Origin of the sequence: Onishia niordana, assembly GCF_004798965.1 — a bacterium.
GTDB lineage: Bacteria > Pseudomonadota > Gammaproteobacteria > Pseudomonadales > Halomonadaceae > Onishia > Onishia niordana.
On sequence record NZ_SDSD01000002.1, the window covers coordinates 475,202 to 491,003 of the forward strand.

A 15,802-nucleotide genomic window follows, 5' to 3' on the forward strand; every position below is an offset into this window, starting at 1 on the left:
TCTCCTCACTGATCGACGGTATCGGAAGGCGCGCGATTGTCCTGGCGACGCAGGCCGGCCAAGGGATGACGATGCAACTTGGCAAGTGACAGCCCATCGGCGTCGAACAGATGGGCACGATCCGACGAGAAGCCGAAACGCACGCTGTCGTTGACCCGGTAGGCCACGTCACCGTCGGCCATGATGGTCAGCAGGTTGTCGCCCATCTGCACATACAGCGAGGTCTGGCCGCCGAGACGCTCGAGCACCTGGATACGCCCCTCCATCGGGCCCTGCTCGTCGAGCACGAGGTGTTCCGGGCGCACGCCCAGCTCGAGGGCTCCCCCGCTGGCATGGGCCGCCCCATCGATCGGGACCTGGCGGGTCTCGCCCCCCGGCAGCTTGATGGTGACGCCTTCGGCGTCGCTGGACACCAGCTCGACATCGATAAAGTTCATCTTCGGCGAGCCGATGAAGCCGGCCACGAAGCGGTTGCGGGGGTGATGATAGAGCTCCATCGGCGAGCCGACCTGCTCGACCTCGCCGCTCTGCAATACGACGATCTTGTCGGCCATGGTCATGGCCTCGATCTGGTCGTGGGTGACGTAGATCATGGTGGCGTCGAGCTCCTCGTGGAGGCGCGCCAGCTCGATGCGCATCTGCACGCGCAGGGCGGCATCCAGGTTGGAAAGCGGCTCATCGAACAGGAAGATGCTCGGGTTGCGCACGATGGCCCGGCCGATCGCCACACGCTGACGCTGGCCACCGGACAGCGCCTTGGGCTTGCGGTCCAGCAGCGGCTCGAGCTGCAGGATCTTGGCCGCTTCGAGCACCTTCTCGCGGCGCTTATCCTTCGAGACCCCGGCCAGGCGCATGCTGAAGCCCATGTTGTCTTCGACGGTCATATGCGGATAGAGCGCGTAGCTCTGGAAGACCATCGCCAGGCCGCGATCGGCCGGGCCCACTTCGTTCATGCGCGCCCCGTCGATGAGGATGTCACCGCTGGTGGCACTCTCGAGCCCGGCGATCATGCGCATCAGGGTCGACTTGCCACAGCCGGAAGGACCGACGAAGACCACGAATTCCCGGTCGTTGACCTCGAGATCGACCCCCTTGATGACGTGGGTATCGTCGAAGCTCTTGGTGATCTGTTTGAGTTCTAGCGTTGCCATGATGAGATTCCTTTACTTGACGGCGCCGAAGGTCAGGCCGCGAACCATCTGTTTCTGGGTCAACCAACCAAAGATGAGGATGGGCGCGATGGCCATCGTCGAGGCGGCGGAAAGCTTGGCCCAGAACAGGCCTTCGGGGCTGGAGAAGGAGGCGATGTAGGCCGTCAGCGGTGCCGCCTGGGATGAGGTGAGATTGAGACTCCAGAAGGCCTCGTTCCAACTCAGGATCACCGCCAGCAAGCCGGTGGAGGCAATGCCCGGCAGGGTCAGCGGCAACAGCAGATAGATCACCTCCTGAAGGGTGCCGGCACCGTCCATGCGACCCGCCTCGAGGATGTCCTTGGGCATGTCCTTGAAGAAGGTGTAAAGCATCCAGACCACGATCGGCAGGTTCATCAGGGTGTAGACGATCACCAGGCCGGTACGGGTATCCAAAAGCCCGGTGTCGCGGAACAGCAGATAAATCGGCACCAGCACGCCAACCGGCGGCAGCATCTTGGTGGACAGCATCCACAACAGGGTGCCCTTGGTGCGTTTGGTCGGCAGGAAAGCCATCGAATAGGCCGCCGGAATGGCGATCAGCAGCGCCAGCAGCGTCGAGCCGAAGGCCACCACCACACTGTTGAGGGCGAACTTGGCATAGCCCGCGCGGCTCTGAACCTCGGCGTAGTTCTCAAGCGTCGGCGAGAAGATCAGGCTCGGGTCGGCGATGGCTTCGGCCTCGGTCTTGAAGCCGGTCACGATCATCCAGAAGATCGGGAAAAAGATCACCAGGGCCAAGGTCCAGCCCAGCACGCCGAGCCATAGGCGGCGGTTGAGCAGCGCACTAGTCAACGGTGACCGCGTCGTCGGCGCGGCTGGAGCCCTGGCCACGGTTTGGTTTTTTGCAGTCGTCATATGTCGCGCTCCCACGTCAGCTTTCCAGGTTCTTGGCCACCATGCGGACCAGGAAGATGGCAACGATATTGGCAAGGATGATGGCGACCACCCCGCCGGCGGAGGCCATGCCGACATCGAAATCGAGCAGGGCGCGGATATAGATCAGATAGGCTAGGTTGGTAGTGGCAAGGCCCGGGCCGCCTGACGTGGTAACGAATATCTCCGCGAAGATGGTCAGCAGGAAGATCATCTCGATCATGATCACCACGCTGATCGCCCGCTTGAGGTGTGGCAGGGTGATGAAGAAGAAGATCGCAATCGGGCCGGCGCCATCCATGCGGGCGGCTTCGACCTGATCCTCATCCAGCGACTGCATGGCGGTGAGCAGTATCAGCAGTGCAAACGGTAGCCACTGCCAGGCCACGATGATGATGACCGAGGTCAGCGGCAGCGACGAGAACCAATCCACCGCCGGCAGGCCAAGGGACTCTGCCACCCAGGAAAGCACCCCGTTGGCCGGGTGCATCATCATGTTCTTCCACACCAGGGCGCTGACGGTGGGCATGACGAAGAAAGGCGAAATCGCCAGCACTCGGGCGATGCCTCGCCCCATGAAGTCCTGCTGAAACAGCACGGCCAGCAGCGTACCGCCGACCACGGTGATCACCAGCACCCAACCGACCATCAGCAGGGTCGTGCCCATGGCCGACCACAGGGCCGGGTCGGTGAACAGGTATTCGTAATTCTCGAGACCGGCGAAGCCGGTCATGCCGGGCATCAGCAGGTTATAGCGCTGCAGGGAAAACCAGACGGTCATCGCCAGCGGCACGATCATCCACAGGAACAGCAGGGAGACGGCGGGCGCCTGTAGCGAGAGGGTACGCAGCCCTCCGATGGTGCGCCCGGAAGTTCTGGTCTTGTTCATGTCGGTAACCATGAAGGTCGCAGGAAAGAAGCCGGCCGGGATCACCCGGCCGGCGGACACGGATCAGTCCAAGTAGCCGGCACGCTTCATGGTGCGCTCGGTGGCACGCTGCGAGGACTGCAGCGCCTGCTCGACGGAGGTCTCACCGGTCAGGGCGGCGGCTACCATCTGCCCGACCTGGGTACCGATCGATTGGAACTCGGGAATACCCACGAACTGCACGCCGGTGTAGGGGCTCGGCTCCAGGGTCGAATCGGTGGGGTCGGCGCCTTGGATGGCGTCCAGCACGAAACCGGCGAAGGGCGCGGACTCTTGGTAGTTGGGGTTCTCGTAGGTGGAGGTGCGGGTGCCCGGGGGCACGCTGGTCCAACCCTCACGCTCGCCTACCAGTGAGATGTAGTCCTTGGAGGTCGCCCAGGTAATGAACTGACGCGCCGCATCCTTGGAATCAGACGAGGCCGGAATCGCCAGGGCCCAGGACCACAGCCAGTGAGAGCCCTTCGGGGTCTTGGCAACCGGCGCGGGGGCAAAGCCCAGCTTGTCGGCGACGCTGGACTGGTCGGCATCGAAGAGCTTGCCCGCCGCCGAGGTGGCATCGACCCACATGGCGCAGTTGCCACGGGAGAACAGCGCTAGGTTCTCGTTGAAGCCGTTGGAGCTGGCTCCGGGCGGACCGAAATTGTCGAGTAGGTCGACATAGAAACTGACCGCTTCCTGCCAGGCCGGCGAATCGATCTGCGGCTGCCAGTCCATGTCGAACCAGCGGCCACCAAAGCTGTTGACCATGGTGGAAACCAGCGCCATGTTCTCGCCCCAGCCCGGCTTGCCACGCAGGCAGATCCCATATTGCTCCTGATCGGCGTCGTGCAACTTGCCGGCCCACTCGCGCACCTCTTCCCAGGTCGGCTGGTCGGGCATAGTGATGCCGGCTTCGTCGAACAAATCCTTGCGGTAGTACATCATCGAGCTTTCGGCATAGAACGGCAGCGCCTGCAGCGTGTCGTCATAGCTCAGGCCATCGCGGACCGACTTCAGCAGGTCGTCGACCTGGTAGTCCTCGGGAAGATTATCGAGAGGGGTCAGCCAGCTGCGTTCGGCCCAGATCGGCACCTCGTAGGTGCCGATGGTCATCACGTCGAACTGCCCACCTCCGGTAGCGATGTCGGTGGTCAGGCGCTGGCGCAGCACGTTCTCTTCGAGCACTACCCAATCGAGCTTGATATCCGGATGAGACTGCTCGAAGGCGTCGGTCAGACTCTGCATGACCACCATGTCATTGTTGTTGACGGTGGCCACGGTGATGGTTTCTGCATTCGCAACCGTCGCACCAACGGCCGCCAGGCCGGCGATTGGAAGCACACGTGACAGCTTCATGGCTTGCTCCTTCGTAAGGGAGTTATCTGTTGTTGTGTTTTGATCATTCACTCACTTGTCGATCAAATGATCGGACAATACCCTGAAAAAAGCAAAGCGGCGGGGCCTATACTTTAGGGGTAGTAAGCAAGGGATTGTCGGGGCCAGCGGGGTGCAGCGAGGCAAGGCAAAAAGCCACGGCGCAAGATGCGCCGTGGCTTTATCGGATCGATGATCGAGCCGTGATGCTGACGGTCAACCTGGCCAGCTCGGCTCTTCACGGCACGGCTCGGCCGAACCACTGGGTACGGCGGCATGCCAGCCTGTATCGTCGCGAGGGGCCAGGAAAAGAAAGGAAATGAGAGCCGAGCTCGAATCAGCTTTCGGCGTCGAGAATGAAGCGCGCCGCGGTTTCATCGGTGACCAGGCCCTTCAGCCAACCACCGCGCAGCGCGGCGAGAATCGCCGGCGCCTTCTCACGGCCACCGGCAAGCGCGACCAGCTGTTGGTCACGCAGCAACTCGAGCGGAAGGCTAGTGACGCGACGGGTAATCGAACAGTCGATGACGTCGCCGTCCTGAGTCATCGGCCAACCGAGCAATTCCCCCACCGCCTGCATGGCGAGCAGTTCATCGAGCTCGCCTTCGTTGATGAAGTGATCCTGGAACAGCGGCGCTTGGCGGTCGATGCGCCCGACCCCGATAAAGGCCGCTTCGGCTTTCAAGGCTACATCGGTCACCGCATGAAAGAGGCGCTGACCGAGCATGGCTTCTTTCTCTTCCACCGAGCCGGCCACCACCGGCGCGGGGAGCAGAAAGCGCTCGCCGCCGGTCTTGTCGGCCAGCACCATGATCCCGTCATAGCGGTTCGAGGAACCATCACGGGCGACATTGCCGACCAACGAGACGAAGCGATGCTGGGGGCGGTCGAGTCGGCTCAAGGCCTCGACCATGGCTCTTACCGTCCGCCCCGACCCCAGCGAAAGGGTCAGCGGCGCGCTGCGTTCGATATAGCGCTCCAGCCGCTCGGCACCGGCCACGGCCAGATACTGGTAGCTGCTGTCGGCGGTACCGGTATCGACGGGCACCACGTCGCAAAAGTCCAGACCGAAACGCTCGCCAATCTGCTGGGACAACATCATGCAGGTAGCAATGGGATGATCGATACGCACCTTGACCAGCCCTTCCTGGCGCGCCAGCGCTAACAGGCGTTGCACCCCGGGACGCGAAACACCGAGCTGGCTGGCGATCTCATCCTGAGTGCGACCGCCTACATAGGAAAGCCAAGCCGCGCGTGCGGCCTGATCCAATCGTTGCTCAAACTTGTCCACGTGGTTGCATCATTCCCGTTGGTCATCTTTGCCAAGGATCATCGCAAGGCTGTCGGCAATACACAACGCCCCGTCATGATCGGCACTTTCGCCTGCGTGACGACAGTGTCACGGCGTGCCAAGCTTGTCTGTACCCTCGCACCTCATCATGATCGTCAAGATCACGGAACCAGACCTGCGATTTACCATCGAAGTCATTAGCGTCACCGCAATCACCACCCACCTCCCTTCGGGAGCAGTTCATGAACGAGCAAGATCGCCAACGCAATGCCGCCTGGCAGGCGGCCCATCAATGGAAGGAGCGGGCTCGCCAGGCGCGGCCGCGCCAAGGCATGAGCGGACCCCGGCTGGTCCTGACCTGGCTGATGTTTGGCGTGCTGATGATCGTCGGCACCATCCTTGGCCTCTTTTTCCTGCTGATCGGCTGGGCCATGCTGCCCTTCCTGCGCCACCGGATGAAGAAACGCATGGAGCAAATGCGCGCCCAGCAGGCCGAGGATATCGGCGGCAGCCATTACCAGCATGACACCCAATCTCACCAATCCCGCTCCAGCGGCCACCTCGAAGAGCACGAGGTGCTGGAAGGCGAGTACCGGGAGAAGAAATAGCGCCGACAGGCGGATGCCATCGAGAGCGGTGGCCCGCTATCCTTTCCCCAGGCATGCCTTGATGTCTGCCGTACTCGGCACGAACTCTTCCCGCACCATCAGAATTAGCGCAGTGGCATTGAAGCGGTGATCGTGCGCCGGATGACAAACGATTTCGCCGTCCTCGCCCACGTAGGCCATCAGGGTGCCCATGCCGGCGGCCATCAGGCGGCAGGTCACGTCAGACCAGACGGCGTCCTCGAGCGACAACTTGTAGCGCATGGCGTGGTCATCATGGTGGGTGAACAGATTCTCGAGAATCTTCTCGGCCCCTGGTGCCACCAGCGAGCGCACCAGCATCTCCGGGTAGGCGCGGATCGGCCTTAGCGTCGTGCTGGCCCCGGCCAGCGCCAGGCGACGCCGACTGTCCTCGTGCACACACTCGGCGACGGTGTAGGGCAATGCTTCGCCGCACAGATCCCGCAACTGAATCAGCACGTCGAGCGTGATGCTGTCGGAGACCCGACTGTACTCGTCGCTTGCCAGCACGATGATGGCTCGAGCATTTTCCGGGGTCGTGGCGGCCAGCGCCTGAGGGTCGGAGGGTTCGCCGTGGTGGTGCACCACGCCCTGCTCGCGCAGGCTGTCGGGCAGACCCTCCGGGAAGGCCTCGGTAAGTATCTGCACCGGGGTATCGTTAAGCTCATGCGTGGCCCGCAGCTGATGCACCAGCCGGTCGAAATAGACCGCTGGGTTATTGGCGGGACTGTTGATGATCAGCACATGGTCATTCATCTGCCACCTCCAGCGGCCCTTGATCATGGATTCTTTGCGCTTGAGGCGATAATCGATGTAGTCGCTTGCCAGCTGCGCGAGCAGGGTGATGCCGGCGACATACAAAAGCACCACGGTGGCGGCGCGCCCAAGCGGCGTGACCGCCGACACATCGCCGTAGCCCACCGTGGTCATGGTGGTCAGTGTCAGCCACAGTGCGTCGCCAAACCCCAGCGCCTCGAAGGCAACCATCGACAGGGTGTGCAAACCGGTGAGCACCAGCAGCCACAGGAAGGCACGCTGCAGCCGGGCACGCATATCGATGTTGAGCTGCTGCGTGAGCTGTCGGCAGGTCGAGCGCCGGCGCAGCATCTGAATCAGTCGCATCGCGATCCCCTCGCCTGGCGAGAGCTCCCTTTCGTTAAGCGTGGCAATGCATGATGGTTGGCCGTCACGCCATCGGGCGAGGCGATATTGAGCCATGCCGTCTTTAATAACAGCGCATGCTACGACAGGCGGCCTGGTGATGCGAATGCGCGCAAGACCAACGCTATCCAGTAAGCAAAACTAGGCGGGCTGCAACGCGGTGAGGCTATAAGGAAACAAGCGGAGCGTTCGAGAAGGGCTGGGTAGAGCTGAGACGAGCTGGAACACTTGGGGAATATGCCGTCACCTGACACACGGCAAGCAATGCAGGAGTGGTGCCGGGGCGGATGAGCGCCCCTGCCACCGATCACTCAGATGTGGCGTAACGATAGCCTTCGCGAGCGATGAAGCCCTGATAGGAACTCTCGGTCATGTTTGAGAGCACACGGTAGGCCAACCGACCCATACGTTTGGTCAGTGAGGACGAGGCAGTATCAGTTACGGATGTCGAAGTAGTCATGAGGTAAAGAACCTGTATGGCGTATTGGAATGGCCTCATGGTACCTGGATCATAGACTTTAGTCCAAGACCTCTGGAGATTCGTCACACCTCGCCCCGTTCAGCGCGTGCCGTCCGAGGCCCGCTCCGTTTCCTCGCGGCCGGCGAAGCGACGATGCAGGACGTTGTAGGCGATGGCGCCGACCACCACGCCCCAGAAGGCCGAGCCGAGGCCCAGGAAGCTGACGCCAGAAGCCGTGGCCAGGAAGGTGATCACCGAGGCCTCGAGATGCTCCTTACGCGCGGCGAAGGCGCTGACGTTGCTGGCGATGGCGCCGATCAGCGCCAGCCCGGCCAGCACCGCCACGAACTCCCCGGGCAGCGAGGTGAACAGCGCCACGATGGTGCCGGCGAAGGTGCCGCCGATCAGGTAGAAGAGGCCGTTAGCGATCCCGGCCACGTAGCGCTTGTCGGGGTCCGGGTGCGCTTCCTCGCCGGTGCAGATCGCCGCGGTGATCGCCGCGATCACCGTGGTGATGCCGCCGAAGCAGGCGGTGGCGAGCGACGTCAGGCTGGCCACGGTGACGATCGGCCGGGCCGGGGTTTGGTAGCCAGAGGTACGCAGGATCGCCATGCCCGGCAGGAACTGCCCGGTCAGGCTGACCAGCACCAACGGGATCGCCAGGCCGAGCGTGCCCTGCCAGGTCCACGCAGGGGCGATGAAGGTCGGCGAAGCCAGCTGCACAGTGATGCCATCCAGGCTCGCGCCCTCCAGGACCACGGCCAGGCCGACCCCGACGATCAGCAGCCACACCAGGCAATAGCGCGGCGTCAGGCGCTTGAACACCAGATAGGCCAGCAGCATGCCGATCATCAGCGCCGGCACCGTGGCCAGCGACTCGAAGACGCCGACTCCAAACTGGAACAGGATGCCGGCCATCATGGCGCTGGCGATGCCGGGCGGAATCAGCTGGATGATGCGATCGAAGGAGCCGCTCACGCCGATCACCAGCATCACCGCCGCCGCGGTGAGATAGGCCCCCACCGCCTCGTTGAGCGACAGCTCGGGAAACAGCGTCACCAGCAGCGCCGTTCCTGGTGCCGACCAGGCGGTCACCACCGGCACGCGCAGCCACAGGCTGAGGCCGATGCCGGAGACGGCAGCGCCCAACGAGATCGCCCAGACCCAGGAGGTCATCATCGCCGGCGAGATCTCGGCGCTCTGGGCGGCCTGGAAGAAGATCGCCAGGGGCCCGGCGTAGGACACCAGCACCGCCACGAAACCGGCGGTGACGGCGGGTATCGACCAATCCTTGAGCATGCGGAAGTCTCCTGAATCGGGTAGCGCAGCGCCCGTCGCGCAACGCCGAGCAAGAAAATGCCCGCGCTGCCGAGGCAGTGAGCGGGCCTAAAGAGGATAACAGCCGAGGGCGACCGGATCCTCGCAGGACCGGTCGCACCGAGGCGTCACGCCGTCGGTTCGTCCGCGACCCGACGGCTGAAGCCGAAGTCCTTGAACTCGACAAGCATCGACAGTCCCGCCCCCAGCACCAGCGCCCAGAAGGAGGAGCCGATCCCGAGGATCTCTAGGCCGGAAACGGCGATCAGGAAGGAAAACATCGCCCCCACCTCATGCTTGCCGGAGAAGGTGATCTGCATGGCCGAGCCGATCACCCGCAGCAGCGCCAGGCCGGCGATGATGGCGATGAAATAGCTCGGCATAGCCTCGATCAGGCTGAACACGAAGCCATAGAAGGGCGCCGCCACGATGAAGATGATGCCGACGATGACCGCCGCCACCCAGCGCTTGTCGTGGTTGCCGGCCTCGGGGCCGGAGCAGATGCCGGTCATGGGCGCGGCGATGCAGGTGCTGTGCAGGTTGAAGAAGGCCGAGATCATGGTGCCGATGCCGCCCACCGCGGTGATGGCATTGGCCGGCGCCTCCTTGTAGCCCATGCCCTTGACCAGGCCCACGCCGGCCGGCGTCTCCATGCCCACCAGGATCAAGGCCAGCGGCAACCCATAGGCGAGGAAGGCCTCCAGGGTGAAGGTGGGCACGATGAACTCGGGAAGCCGGAAGGAGAACTCCACGCTCGAAAAGTCGGCGCCGGAGGCGGCCATGTAGGCAACGCCGACCAGCAGGGCGACGACCAGCGGCGGCACGCGGCGCAGGAAGCGGGCCGCCATGAAGAAAGCCAGGATCATCACCACCGCCGGCAGCATGGCGTTCTGCAGCGGCATCACCATGTTGGTGCCGAACTTGAGCAGGATGCCCGCGACCATGCCCATGACGATGGGCATCGGGATCAGCTTCATGACGAGGCTCATCATCCCGGCGAGACCGACGACCAAGGCGATGGCCCCGGCGATCAGCGTCGCCCCCAGGGCCTCGTTGAGGCCCACGATGGGAATGACGGCCGCGAACAGCAAGGCGCCAGGGATGGAGTTGGCCATCGGCAAGGGCAGCCGGTAGTAGGCCGGCATGAGCAGCCCAAACAGGCCATTGATCATCAGGTAGCTGATGACCCACAGCAGGGTGAAGTCCTTGGGCAGCCCGGCGGCGGTGCCGGCGCTGATATGGATGATGCCGGCGCTGAGGCCGAAAATACCGGCGACGAGGCCGGCACTGAAATTGTCGGCGTTGAGGTCTCTGATGAAGTCGCGGGGGGCGGACATCAGGCCGACCCCTGTCTCGATATGTTTCATGGGTGCTCCTGGAATTATTGTCGTTGGCATGAGGGGCAGGCGGAAGCGGTTCGACGCCGGCTAGCCGAGATCTCCCCCGGCCACCGGCAACACACTGCCGGTGATGTAGCTGGCCTCGCTTGATGCCATGAACAAGATCGGCGCGGCCATCTCATCCAGGGTGCCGTAGCGGCCGAACAGGCAGCTCTGCCTGGTCTGGTCGATATGCGCCTGGAACCAGGCCTGCTCCGTCTCGTTGCGCGGCTCCGGGGTGCCCCGCGAGATACGCCGCGGCGGTGCCTCGGTACCACCGGGGGCCGTGGCCACCACGCGGATGCCGTGCTCGGCATACTCGAAGGCCAGCGAGGCGGTCATGGCGTTGACCCCACCCTTGGCCGCCGAATACGGCATGCGGTGGATGCCGCGGGTGGCCGCCGAGGAGACGTTGACGATCACCCCGCTGCCCTGCTCGACCATGGCCGGCAGCACCGCCCGGCAGCACCACAGCGTCGGCATCAGCGAGCGGGTGATTTCGGCCGAGATCTCGTCGGCGCTGAACTCGGTGAACGGCTTGAAGTTGATCGCCCCACCCACGTTGTTGATCAGGATATCGACCCGGCCGAAGTGCGCGCGGGCATCCGCCAAGGCACGCTCGGCGCCCTCGAAGGTCTCCAGGTCGGCCAGCAGGGCGATGGCATCGACGCCCTCGGTCGAGAGCTCGGCCGCCACGTCGCGGACGATCTCGGCGCGGTCGACCAGCGCCAGGCGGGCCCCCTCGGCGGCCGCCTGCTCGGCGACGCGCCGGCCGATGCCCTGGGCGGCACCGGTGATCACCATCACCCGGCCCTGGAAGCGCAGCCCGTCGAATCGTGTCGCCTTCATGCGGCCTCCCCGGGCGCCTGGTTGGGGGTGAACTTCTCGTAGTGGAAGCTCTGCGGGGCGATACCCTGCGTATCGAAGTGCTTGAGCACGGCGTCGACCATCGGCGGCGGACCGCACAGGTAGACGTCGACGTCGCCGTCGTGCAGCACTTCGGCTTCCATGTGATGGGTGACGTAGCCCTTGCGCGGATGCTCGCTTCCCTCATCCACCACCACGGTGGCGTAGGTAAAGCCCTTCAGCCGCGCCTGGATCGCGTCCAGGGCGTCGGTCTTGACCAGGTGGTCGTCCTTGTTGACGCCGTAGATCAGATGGATCGGCTGATCGCAGTTCTTCTCCACCAGCTGCTCGAGCATGGACAAAAACGGTGCCAGGCCGGTGCCGCCAGCCAGCATCAGCACCGGGCGCGTGATCTCGCGCAGGTAGAAGCTGCCCATCGGCCCGGTCAGGGCGAGACGCTCGCCCGGCGTGCAGCGCTCGGTGAGATAGCCGCTCATCAGCCCGTTCGGCACGTTGCGGATCAGGAAGGTGGTACGCGTGTCGCCCGGCTTGGAGCTGAAGGAGTAGGAGCGGTGCTCCTCGGTGCCCGGCACGTCGATGTGGATGTACTGGCCGGGCAGGAAGGCCAGCTCTGCCCCCTCGTCCAGGTCGATGGCCAACTCGATGCTGTCCTCGGAGAGTTGTTCGACCTCGGCCACGGTGCCTTCGAGCCTGCCGACCGCGGTCTTGCACAGGGTCGAGGCCACCGGCACCTGGATGACGCAGTCGGTAGACGGCACCATCTGGCAGGTCAGCACCTGGCCCTCGGCGGCCTCCTCGTCGGAGAGCGCCTCGTCCAGGTACTCATCGCCCAGATCGAAGGTTCCCTGCTCGCAGTGGCCCTTGCAGGTGCCACAGACGCCGTCGGAGCAGTCCATGGGCAGGTTGACCTTCTGCCGGTAGGCGGCATCGAGCACGGTCTCGCCTTCCTTGCAGCCGATGAAGCGGGTCACCCCGTCTTCGAAGTTGAGCGCGATGGTATAACTCATGGTCGTTCTCCTCACCCGGTCCAGACGACGCGATCAGACGTGATAGACGTCGATGACCTGGTGGATGTAGTCGTTGTTCAGGATCACCTTCTTGCGAGTGATCAGCGGCGCCTCGCCCGACACGTCCAGGGTGTAGAAGGAAGTGCCGAAGAACTGGTTGGTCTGCTGGTAGCGGTGGCTCAGGGTGTGCCAGTTGAAACGCAGCTCCACCGTGTCGCCCTCCTGCGAAAGCACCTCAAGGTTGGTGATTTGGTGGGTGGTGCGCGGCTCGGGAATGCTGGTCGCGCCGCTGCGCTCGGTCTTAATGCGGTAGACCCGGTCCTCCAGTCCCTCGCGGCTCGGATAGTAGATCAGGGAGATCTCGGACTGCGGGTCCACGGTCAGCTGATCATCGTCGTCCCAAGCCGGCATCCAAAACTCCGCGTCCTGGCGATAGCAGGTCAGCCACTCGTCCCACTGGCGGTCGTCGAGCAGCCGCGCCTCGCGATGCACGAAGGCCTGAATGTGTTCGAAAGTCATGCTCATGGTGTGCTCCCCTTGTTCTCGGACGCTCAGGCGGTCTCAGTTGGAATGAACCGGCTGCGTTCCTTGTCGATGGCGCGCAGCATCTCCTCTGCCCAGTGCTGGTGGTGGAGCACGTAGAGCCCCTCGTCTTCAGGCGACGCCCCGCTCAGCAGCGGCTTCATGTCGATCGCCCGAGCGTTGTCATCGGCACCCTCGATCCACTGCGTGGCGCCACGACTGAGGTCGTTCCACTCGGCGTCCTCGCCGGCATAGCCGGTCTGGCAGGCACGGAACTCTTCCAGATCGTCCGGCGTGCCCATGCCCGAGACGTTGAAGAAGTCTTCGTACTGGCGAATGCGCAGTGCACGGTTCTCGGCCGACTCGCCCTTGGGCGCGAAGCAGTAGATGGTCACCTCGCTCTTGTCCACGGCCAACGGACGGATCACCCGGATCTGGGTCGAGAACTGGTCCATCAGGTAGACGTTGGGGTACAGGCAGAGGTTGCGGGTCTGGTTGACGATGGAATCGGCCCGAGCCTCGCCCAGCTGCGCCTCGATCTCGTCCTTGCGGGTATAGACCGGACGGACCTCGGGGTTGAGCAGCCGGGTCCACAGCATCATGTGGCCGTGATCAAAGGAGTAGAAGCCGCCCTGGCTCTTGGACCAGCCGTCGGCGTCCACCGCCTTGGTGCCGCCGGCGTCGTAGTTTCGGCGGTCCATGGTCGAGGCGTAGTTCCAGTGCACGGTGCTGACGTGGTAGCCGTCAGCGCCGTTCTCTGCGCCAAGCTTCCAGTTGCCGTTGAAGGTGTACGACGAGGTGCCACGCAGGATCTCCAGGCCTTCCGGCGCCTGGTCGACGATGTTGTCGATGATCTTGGTGGTCTCGCCCAGGTACGCCTCGAGCGGCATCACGTCGGTGCTCAAGCTGCCGAACAGGAAGCCCTTGTAGTTCTCGAACACCGGCACCCGCGTGAGATCGTGGGATCCCTCGCTCTTGAAGGCGTCCGGGTAGGCGCCGGTCTTCTCGTTCTTGGCCTTGAGGAGCTTGCCGTCGTTCTTGAAGGTCCAGCCATGGAACGGGCAGGTGAAGGTGCCTTTGTTGCCACGCTTCTTGCGGCACAGGGTGGCGCCGCGGTGGGCGCAGGCGTTGATCAAGGCATGCAGCTCGCCCTGCTTGTCGCGGGTGATGACCACCGGCTGGCGACCCATAGTGACGGTCATGTAGTCACCGGGCTCGGCGATCTGGCTCTCGTGGGCCAGGAACAGCCAGTTGCCCTCGAAGACGTGCTTCATCTCGAGCTCGAAGAACTCGGGGTCAGTGAAGATGCTGCGATGCACGCGGTAGGTACCCGCCTCGGCGTCGTCGACGACGGCACCGCGGACGCGTTGTTCGAGAAAATCAAGCTTGCTGGTCATGATCAGACTCCTCACGGATGGTAAAGGGTCAGGGAAGAAGGGACTCGTCGGCGCTCAGCGCTCGCCAGGGCTCAGACCTTGGCGGTACCCGCCTGCTGGCTGGCCTGGTCCTGCTCGTCTTCCTTGGCCCGCGGACGCTTGTGGCGAACCTGAAGTTCGGTGGCGTCGGTCGTCGACAGCGCGACGTCGAACACCACCTCGCAGAAGGGGCCGTCCATCTCGCGCTTGGCGATCTCGTCCGCCGCCTCGATGCGGTTGGCCGGCACTACGAGCTCCTCGCGGGTGGCGAAGGCGAAGTCATCAAAGGTGTAGGGGTCGCCTGCCAGGTTGATCTGGGTGGTCAGGTGTTGGTGACCCGGCGCGGAGACGAAGTAGTGGATGTGCGCCGGACGCTCGCCATGGCGACCCAGAGACTTGAGCACAACGTCGGTGGGGGCACCTTCCGGTACGCCGTAGCCGGACGGGATGATGCTGCGCGCGGTGTAGCGGCCCTCGCTGTCGGTGTAGATGGTGCGACGCAGGTTGTACTCGGACTGGGTCTTATCGAAGAAGGAGTAGCCGCCCTTGGAGTTGGCGTGCCAGATCTCGACCTTGGCGCCGGCGACGGGATTGCCGTCGACATCACGCACCTGACCGGTCAGCCACATCGCCTCGCCGTTCTGGTCCTGGCCATCGTCCATGCGCGCGAAGCCCTCGGCTTCCGGGGCGCCGGCCACGTAGAGCGGGCCCTCGATGGTGCGCGGGGTGCCGCCGGAGCGCCTGGCCTCGGCGTCGATGGCATCCTGGCGCATGTCCAGGAAGTGATCGAAGCCCAGGCCCGGCGATAACAGGCCGAACTGCGTCTGGCTGCCCAGCGCGTTGAGGAGGTTGACGGCCGACCAGTACTCTTCCTCGGTGACGTCGAAGTCATCGATCAGCTTGAACAGGTCGGCGACCAGGCGATGGACGATGCGCTTGGCGCGCTCGTTGCCGCCCTGCTGATCGAGGCCGCTGACGGCCTCTAGAAAGTCCTGAACTTCGGGGGTATCGAAAATCTTCACGGTCATGCTGGCGTCCTCATGTCGTTGTTATATCGCGTCGTCTATCGATGAACGGCGTATCAGCTATCGTCGTCACGCACCGACGATGGGTGGCGGCAGAGCGGCTTGACGGCGATCTCCATGTAGGGAAACAGCGGCAGTTTCGACACCAGCTCCTGCAGCTCGGCGTTGTCCTCGACGTCGAAGATGCTGACGTTGGAATAACTGCCGGCCACCCGCCACAGGTGGCGCCACTTGCCGGCACGCTGCAGCTCCTGGGAGTAGGCCTTCTCGGTCGCCTTGATCTTGGTGGCCTGCTCGGCGGGCATCTCGGGCGGCAGTTTCACGGTCATTTCTACCTGGAACAGCATGGTCATCTCCTTCTCAGAAACAGTGTCAGTACCCGGGT

Annotated in this window: 15 protein-coding genes; 1 reads left to right on the forward strand and 14 read right to left on the reverse strand. The window is 63.7% G+C overall.

The window, feature by feature from the left end:
- Window positions 1–5: 5 nt before the first annotated feature.
- The 5 genes from ETC27_RS06165 to ETC27_RS06185 all read right to left on the reverse strand — a co-directional run bounded on the left by ETC27_RS06165 (window position 6) and on the right by ETC27_RS06185 (window position 5,638).
- Complete coding sequence (locus ETC27_RS06165) at window positions 6–1,151, reverse strand: ABC transporter ATP-binding protein (RefSeq protein ID WP_136254110.1); 1,146 nt, start codon at window positions 1,149–1,151, stop codon at window positions 6–8.
- A gap of 12 nt (window positions 1,152–1,163) precedes the next feature.
- Entirely contained in the window at window positions 1,164–2,048 is an 885-nt protein-coding gene (locus ETC27_RS06170) for a carbohydrate ABC transporter permease (protein ID WP_136254111.1), read from the reverse strand.
- 16 nt (window positions 2,049–2,064) lie between these two features.
- Window positions 2,065–2,955, reverse strand: coding sequence for a carbohydrate ABC transporter permease (locus ETC27_RS06175; protein WP_136254112.1), 891 nt, complete (start codon window positions 2,953–2,955; stop codon window positions 2,065–2,067).
- A 63-nt stretch (window positions 2,956–3,018) separates the two neighbouring features.
- Window positions 3,019–4,329 carry an ABC transporter substrate-binding protein gene (locus ETC27_RS06180; protein ID WP_136254113.1) on the reverse strand — a complete coding sequence of 437 codons (1,311 nt, stop codon included), beginning with the start codon at window positions 4,327–4,329 and terminating at the stop codon, window positions 3,019–3,021.
- Window positions 4,330–4,684: 355 nt separating this feature from the next.
- The gene (locus ETC27_RS06185; RefSeq protein ID WP_136254114.1) at window positions 4,685–5,638 is read right to left on the reverse strand and encodes a sugar-binding transcriptional regulator; all 954 of its coding nucleotides are present in this window, start codon (window positions 5,636–5,638) and stop codon (window positions 4,685–4,687) included.
- A 242-nt stretch (window positions 5,639–5,880) separates the two neighbouring features.
- Here ETC27_RS06185 and ETC27_RS06190 point away from each other — a divergent pair, with 242 nt between their 5' ends.
- Window positions 5,881–6,246: a Trep_Strep domain-containing protein gene (locus ETC27_RS06190; RefSeq protein WP_136254115.1), complete on the forward strand. Its 366-nt coding sequence runs from the start codon at window positions 5,881–5,883 to the stop codon at window positions 6,244–6,246.
- Window positions 6,247–6,282: 36 nt separating this feature from the next.
- Here the strand turns inward: ETC27_RS06190 and ETC27_RS06195 are convergent, their stop codons facing one another.
- The 9 genes from ETC27_RS06195 to catC form a co-directional block, all read right to left on the reverse strand.
- Window positions 6,283–7,386, reverse strand: coding sequence for an ion channel (locus ETC27_RS06195; RefSeq protein ID WP_136254116.1), 1,104 nt, complete (start codon window positions 7,384–7,386; stop codon window positions 6,283–6,285).
- A 598-nt stretch (window positions 7,387–7,984) separates the two neighbouring features.
- On the reverse strand, window positions 7,985–9,184 hold the full coding sequence (locus ETC27_RS06200; RefSeq protein ID WP_136254117.1) for a benzoate/H(+) symporter BenE family transporter: 1,200 nt from the start codon (window positions 9,182–9,184) through the stop codon (window positions 7,985–7,987).
- Window positions 9,185–9,330: 146 nt separating this feature from the next.
- Window positions 9,331–10,569, reverse strand: a complete 1,239-nt coding sequence (locus ETC27_RS06205; protein WP_136254118.1) for a benzoate/H(+) symporter BenE family transporter — start codon at window positions 10,567–10,569, stop codon at window positions 9,331–9,333.
- 60 nt (window positions 10,570–10,629) lie between these two features.
- Entirely contained in the window at window positions 10,630–11,430 is an 801-nt protein-coding gene (gene benD, locus ETC27_RS17400) for a benzoate diol dehydrogenase BenD (protein ID WP_205742695.1), read from the reverse strand.
- Window positions 11,427–12,455, reverse strand: a complete 1,029-nt coding sequence (gene benC, locus ETC27_RS17405) for a benzoate 1,2-dioxygenase electron transfer component BenC (RefSeq protein ID WP_205742696.1) — start codon at window positions 12,453–12,455, stop codon at window positions 11,427–11,429. The genes benD and benC overlap by 4 nt, the downstream gene beginning before the upstream one ends.
- A gap of 33 nt (window positions 12,456–12,488) precedes the next feature.
- On the reverse strand, window positions 12,489–12,980 hold the full coding sequence (benB, locus tag ETC27_RS06215; RefSeq protein ID WP_136254119.1) for a benzoate 1,2-dioxygenase small subunit: 492 nt from the start codon (window positions 12,978–12,980) through the stop codon (window positions 12,489–12,491).
- Between the two features lie 26 nt (window positions 12,981–13,006).
- Window positions 13,007–14,374: a Rieske 2Fe-2S domain-containing protein gene (locus ETC27_RS06220; protein ID WP_136254120.1), complete on the reverse strand. Its 1,368-nt coding sequence runs from the start codon at window positions 14,372–14,374 to the stop codon at window positions 13,007–13,009.
- A 71-nt stretch (window positions 14,375–14,445) separates the two neighbouring features.
- A complete protein-coding gene (catA, locus tag ETC27_RS06225; protein WP_136254121.1) occupies window positions 14,446–15,420 on the reverse strand; it encodes a catechol 1,2-dioxygenase in 975 nt (324 codons plus the stop codon).
- Window positions 15,421–15,473: 53 nt separating this feature from the next.
- Window positions 15,474–15,764 carry a muconolactone Delta-isomerase gene (catC, locus tag ETC27_RS06230; RefSeq protein ID WP_136254122.1) on the reverse strand — a complete coding sequence of 97 codons (291 nt, stop codon included), beginning with the start codon at window positions 15,762–15,764 and terminating at the stop codon, window positions 15,474–15,476.
- Window positions 15,765–15,802: the final 38 nt, after the last annotated feature.

Coding starts and splice junctions, on each gene's coding strand:
- ETC27_RS06165 (WP_136254110.1), bottom strand. CDS start 1,151: ATGGCAACGCTAGAACTCAAACAGATCACCAAGAGCTTCGACGATACC.
- ETC27_RS06170 (WP_136254111.1), bottom strand. CDS start 2,048: ATGACGACTGCAAAAAACCAAACCGTGGCCAGGGCTCCAGCCGCGCCG.
- ETC27_RS06175 (WP_136254112.1), bottom strand. CDS start 2,955: ATGAACAAGACCAGAACTTCCGGGCGCACCATCGGAGGGCTGCGTACC.
- ETC27_RS06180 (WP_136254113.1), bottom strand. CDS start 4,329: ATGAAGCTGTCACGTGTGCTTCCAATCGCCGGCCTGGCGGCCGTTGGT.
- ETC27_RS06190 (WP_136254115.1), top strand. CDS start 5,881: ATGAACGAGCAAGATCGCCAACGCAATGCCGCCTGGCAGGCGGCCCAT.
- ETC27_RS06195 (WP_136254116.1), bottom strand. CDS start 7,386: ATGCGACTGATTCAGATGCTGCGCCGGCGCTCGACCTGCCGACAGCTC.
- ETC27_RS06200 (WP_136254117.1), bottom strand. CDS start 9,184: ATGCTCAAGGATTGGTCGATACCCGCCGTCACCGCCGGTTTCGTGGCG.
- ETC27_RS06205 (WP_136254118.1), bottom strand. CDS start 10,569: ATGAAACATATCGAGACAGGGGTCGGCCTGATGTCCGCCCCCCGCGAC.
- benD (WP_205742695.1), bottom strand. CDS start 11,430: ATGAAGGCGACACGATTCGACGGGCTGCGCTTCCAGGGCCGGGTGATG.
- benC (WP_205742696.1), bottom strand. CDS start 12,455: ATGAGTTATACCATCGCGCTCAACTTCGAAGACGGGGTGACCCGCTTC.
- benB (WP_136254119.1), bottom strand. CDS start 12,980: ATGAGCATGACTTTCGAACACATTCAGGCCTTCGTGCATCGCGAGGCG.
- ETC27_RS06220 (WP_136254120.1), bottom strand. CDS start 14,374: ATGACCAGCAAGCTTGATTTTCTCGAACAACGCGTCCGCGGTGCCGTC.
- catA (WP_136254121.1), bottom strand. CDS start 15,420: ATGACCGTGAAGATTTTCGATACCCCCGAAGTTCAGGACTTTCTAGAG.
- catC (WP_136254122.1), bottom strand. CDS start 15,764: ATGCTGTTCCAGGTAGAAATGACCGTGAAACTGCCGCCCGAGATGCCC.